The organism is Streptomyces amritsarensis (assembly GCF_001953875.1).
Lineage (GTDB): Bacteria > Actinomycetota > Actinomycetes > Streptomycetales > Streptomycetaceae > Streptomyces > Streptomyces amritsarensis.
On record NZ_MQUR01000179.1, the window covers coordinates 1 to 5469 of the forward strand.

The window sequence follows — 5469 nt, forward strand, 5'->3', positions numbered from 1 at the left end:
CGAAAGAGTCTGATAGAGTCGGAAACGCAAGACAGCAGAACGAAAGCCCGGAGGAAAGCCCGAGAGGGTGAGTACGAAGGAAGCGTCCGTTCCTTGAGAACTCAACAGCGTGCCAAAAATCAACGCCAGAAGTTGATACCCCGTCCACTTCGGTGGATGAGGTTCCTTTGAAAAAGACCTGTCGGGCCTTCGGGCACTGGCAGGCAACATACACAGCGAGGACGTTGTGGCGCGTCGGTCTTATTCCGACATGATGCGCCCGCTCTTTCGTGCGTGTGCACCCGATCACGGGTAAACATTCATGGAGAGTTTGATCCTGGCTCAGGACGAACGCTGGCGGCGTGCTTAACACATGCAAGTCGAACGATGAAGCCCTTCGGGGTGGATTAGTGGCGAACGGGTGAGTAACACGTGGGCAATCTGCCCTTCACTCTGGGACAAGCCCTGGAAACGGGGTCTAATACCGGATACGACTGCGGAAGGCATCTTCTGCGGTGGAAAGCTCCGGCGGTGAAGGATGAGCCCGCGGCCTATCAGCTTGTTGGTGGGGTAATGGCCTACCAAGGCGACGACGGGTAGCCGGCCTGAGAGGGCGACCGGCCACACTGGGACTGAGACACGGCCCAGACTCCTACGGGAGGCAGCAGTGGGGAATATTGCACAATGGGCGAAAGCCTGATGCAGCGACGCCGCGTGAGGGATGACGGCCTTCGGGTTGTAAACCTCTTTCAGCAGGGAAGAAGCGAAAGTGACGGTACCTGCAGAAGAAGCGCCGGCTAACTACGTGCCAGCAGCCGCGGTAATACGTAGGGCGCAAGCGTTGTCCGGAATTATTGGGCGTAAAGAGCTCGTAGGCGGCTTGTCACGTCGGATGTGAAAGCCCGAGGCTTAACCTCGGGTCTGCATTCGATACGGGCTAGCTAGAGTGTGGTAGGGGAGATCGGAATTCCTGGTGTAGCGGTGAAATGCGCAGATATCAGGAGGAACACCGGTGGCGAAGGCGGATCTCTGGGCCATTACTGACGCTGAGGAGCGAAAGCGTGGGGAGCGAACAGGATTAGATACCCTGGTAGTCCACGCCGTAAACGTTGGGAACTAGGTGTTGGCGACATTCCACGTCGTCGGTGCCGCAGCTAACGCATTAAGTTCCCCGCCTGGGGAGTACGGCCGCAAGGCTAAAACTCAAAGGAATTGACGGGGGCCCGCACAAGCGGCGGAGCATGTGGCTTAATTCGACGCAACGCGAAGAACCTTACCAAGGCTTGACATATACCGGAAAGCATTAGAGATAGTGCCCCCCTTGTGGTCGGTATACAGGTGGTGCATGGCTGTCGTCAGCTCGTGTCGTGAGATGTTGGGTTAAGTCCCGCAACGAGCGCAACCCTTGTCCTGTGTTGCCAGCATGCCCTTCGGGGTGATGGGGACTCACAGGAGACCGCCGGGGTCAACTCGGAGGAAGGTGGGGACGACGTCAAGTCATCATGCCCCTTATGTCTTGGGCTGCACACGTGCTACAATGGCCGGTACAATGAGCTGCGATACCGTGAGGTGGAGCGAATCTCAAAAAGCCGGTCTCAGTTCGGATTGGGGTCTGCAACTCGACCCCATGAAGTCGGAGTCGCTAGTAATCGCAGATCAGCATTGCTGCGGTGAATACGTTCCCGGGCCTTGTACACACCGCCCGTCACGTCACGAAAGTCGGTAACACCCGAAGCCGGTGGCCCAACCCTTGTGGAGGGAGCTGTCGAAGGTGGGACTGGCGATTGGGACGAAGTCGTAACAAGGTAGCCGTACCGGAAGGTGCGGCTGGATCACCTCCTTTCTAAGGAGCACAGTACCGATTGCAGACAAATGTTCTGCACGGTCAGCTCATGGGTGGAACGTTGATTAGTTGGCACGGTTTCTGACACCTCCTGTAAGTACTGCTTCGGCGTGGAACACAGTGAGAGTCGACGGGATCGTGCTTGGCACGTTGTTGGGTCCTGAAGGTACGGCCGTATGGTCATGTCTTCAGTGCCGGCCCCAGTGAACTCGCCAGCTTGTCTGGTGGGGTGATGGGTGGCTGGTCGTTGTTTGAGAACTACACAGTGGACGCGAGCATCTGTGGCCAAGTTTTTAAGGGCGCACGGTGGATGCCTTGGCACCAGGAACCGATGAAGGACGTGAGAGGCCGCGATAGGCCCCGGGGAGCTGCCAACTGAGCTTTGATCCGGGGGTGTCCGAATGGGGAAACCCGGCAGTCGTCATGGGCTGTCACCCACTGCTGAACACATAGGCAGTGTGGAGGGAACGAGGGGAAGTGAAACATCTCAGTACCCTCAGGAAGAGAAAACAACCGTGATTCCGGGAGTAGTGGCGAGCGAAACCGGATGAGGCCAAACCGTATGCGTGTGATACCCGGCAGGGGTTGCGCATGCGGGGTTGTGGGAATGAGCTTTCACGGTCTGCCGGCTGTGAGGCGAGTCAGAAACCGTTGATGTAGTCGAAGGACATGCGAAAGGTCCGGCGTAGAGGGTAAGACCCCCGTAGACGAAACATCAGCGGCTTGCTTGCTCATCTCCCAAGTAGCACGGGGCCCGAGAAATCCCGTGTGAATCTGGCGGGACCACCCGCTAAGCCTAAATATTCCCTGGTGACCGATAGCGGATAGTACCGTGAGGGAATGGTGAAAAGTACCGCGGGAGCGGAGTGAAATAGTACCTGAAACCGTGTGCCTACAAGCCGTGGGAGCGTCGGATGCAGCTTGCTGTATCTCGTGACTGCGTGCCTTTTGAAGAATGAGCCTGCGAGTTAGCGGTGTGTAGCGAGGTTAACCCGTGTGGGGAAGCCGTAGCGAAAGCGAGTCCGAACAGGGCGATTGAGTTGCACGCTCTAGACCCGAAGCGGAGTGATCTAGCCATGGGCAGGTTGAAGCGGAGGTAAGACTTCGTGGAGGACCGAACCCACCAGGGTTGAAAACCTGGGGGATGACCTGTGGTTAGGGGTGAAAGGCCAATCAAACTCCGTGATAGCTGGTTCTCCCCGAAATGCATTTAGGTGCAGCGTCGTGTGTTTCTTGCCGGAGGTAGAGCACTGGATAGGCGATGGGCCCTACCGGGTTACTGACCTTAGCCAAACTCCGAATGCCGGTAAGTGAGAGCACGGCAGTGAGACTGTGGGGGATAAGCTCCATGGTCGAGAGGGAAACAGCCCAGAGCATCGACTAAGGCCCCTAAGCGTACGCTAAGTGGGAAAGGATGTGGAGTCGCAGAGACAACCAGGAGGTTGGCTTAGAAGCAGCCACCCTTGAAAGAGTGCGTAATAGCTCACTGGTCAAGTGATTCCGCGCCGACAATGTAGCGGGGCTCAAGCGTACCGCCGAAGTCGTGTCATTGCAGCAATACTCCCAACGGAGGCTGTGATGGGTAGGGGAGCGTCGTGTGCCGGGTGAAGCAGCAGCGGAAGCTAGTTGTGGACGGTTCACGAGTGAGAATGCAGGCATGAGTAGCGATACACACGTGAGAAACGTGTGCGCCGATTGACTAAGGGTTCCTGGGTCAAGCTGATCTGCCCAGGGTAAGTCGGGACCTAAGGCGAGGCCGACAGGCGTAGTCGATGGACAACCGGTTGATATTCCGGTACCCGCTTTGAAACGCCCAATATCGAATCAGGCGATGCTAAGTCCGTGAAGCCGTTCCGGACCCTTCGGGGAAAGGAAAGTGGTGGAGCCGACGAACCAGACTTGTAGTAGGTAAGCGATGGGGTGACGCAGGAAGGTAGTCCAGCCCGGGCGGTGGTTGTCCCGGGGTAAGGGTGTAGGCCGAGGGGTAGGCAAATCCGTCCCTCATATAAGGCTGAGACCTGATGCCGAGCCGATTGTGGTGAAGTGGATGATCCTATGCTGTCGAGAAAAGCCTCTAGCGAGTTTCATGGCGGCCCGTACCCTAAACCGACTCAGGTGGTCAGGTAGAGAATACCGAGGCGTTCGGGTGAACTATGGTTAAGGAACTCGGCAAAATGCCCCCGTAACTTCGGGAGAAGGGGGGCCATCACTGGTGATCGGACTTGCTCCGTGAGCTGGGGGTGGCCGCAGAGACCAGCGAGAAGCGACTGTTTACTAAAAACACAGGTCCGTGCGAAGCCGTAAGGCGATGTATACGGACTGACGCCTGCCCGGTGCTGGAACGTTAAGGGGACCGGTTAGTGACCTTTCGGGGTTGCGAAGCTGAGAACTTAAGCGCCAGTAAACGGCGGTGGTAACTATAACCATCCTAAGGTAGCGAAATTCCTTGTCGGGTAAGTTCCGACCTGCACGAATGGCGTAACGACTTCTCGACTGTCTCAACCATAGGCCCGGTGAAATTGCACTACGAGTAAAGATGCTCGTTTCGCGCAGCAGGACGGAAAGACCCCGGGACCTTTACTACAGTTTGATATTGGTGTTCGGTTCGGCTTGTGTAGGATAGGTGGGAGACTTTGAAGCATCAACGCCAGTTGGTGTGGAGTCGCCGTTGAAATACCACTCTGGTCGTGCTGGATGTCTAACCTCGGTCCGTGATCCGGATCAGGGACAGTGTCTGATGGGTAGTTTAACTGGGGCGGTTGCCTCCCAAAGGGTAACGGAGGCGCCCAAAGGTTCCCTCAGCCTGGTTGGCAATCAGGTGTTGAGTGTAAGTGCACAAGGGAGCTTGACTGTGAGACCGACGGGTCGAGCAGGGACGAAAGTCGGGACTAGTGATCCGGCGGTGGCTTGTGGAAGCGCCGTCGCTCAACGGATAAAAGGTACCCCGGGGATAACAGGCTGATCTTCCCCAAGAGTCCATATCGACGGGATGGTTTGGCACCTCGATGTCGGCTCGTCGCATCCTGGGGCTGGAGTCGGTCCCAAGGGTTGGGCTGTTCGCCCATTAAAGCGGTACGCGAGCTGGGTTTAGAACGTCGTGAGACAGTTCGGTCCCTATCCGCTGTGCGCGTAGGAATATTGAGAAGGGCTGTCCCTAGTACGAGAGGACCGGGACGGACGAACCTCTGGTGTGCCAGTTGTCCTGCCAAGGGCATGGCTGGTTGGCTACGTTCGGGAGGGATAACCGCTGAAAGCATCTAAGCGGGAAGCCTGCTTCAAGATGAGTATTCCCACCTCCTTGAGAGGGTAAGGCTCCCAGTAGACGACTGGGTTGATAGGCCAGATGTGGAAGCCCGGTAACGGGTGAAGCTGACTGGTACTAATAGGCCGAGGGCTTGTCCTCAGTTGCTCGCGTCCACTGTGTTAGTTCTGAAATAACGAACAGCTGTGTATATGCCAGCGTTCGAATTTCATAGTGTTTCGGTGGTCATAGCGTTAGGGAAACGCCCGGTTACATTCCGAACCCGGAAGCTAAGCCTTTCAGCGCCGATGGTACTGCAGGGGGGACCCTGTGGGAGAGTAGGACGCCGCCGAACAATCATTGTGGGAAAGCCCCGCACCTTCTGGTGCGGGGCTTTTCTGCGTTC

3 rRNA genes are annotated in these 5469 nt (G+C 56.8%); all 3 read left to right on the top strand.

Annotation, left to right across the window (positions count from 1 at the left end):
- The first annotated feature begins 298 nt into the window (after positions 1-298).
- The 3 genes from AVW11_RS35140 (at position 299) to rrf (ending at position 5418) form a co-directional block, all read left to right on the top strand.
- Positions 299-1822: ribosomal RNA gene (locus AVW11_RS35140) — 16S ribosomal RNA — on the top strand.
- A gap of 283 nt (positions 1823-2105) precedes the next feature.
- Positions 2106-5225 (top strand): 23S ribosomal RNA (locus tag AVW11_RS35145).
- A gap of 76 nt (positions 5226-5301) precedes the next feature.
- A 5S ribosomal RNA gene (rrf, locus tag AVW11_RS35150) occupies positions 5302-5418 on the top strand.
- The 16S, 23S and 5S rRNA genes sit together here, the layout of an rRNA operon.
- Positions 5419-5469: the final 51 nt, after the last annotated feature.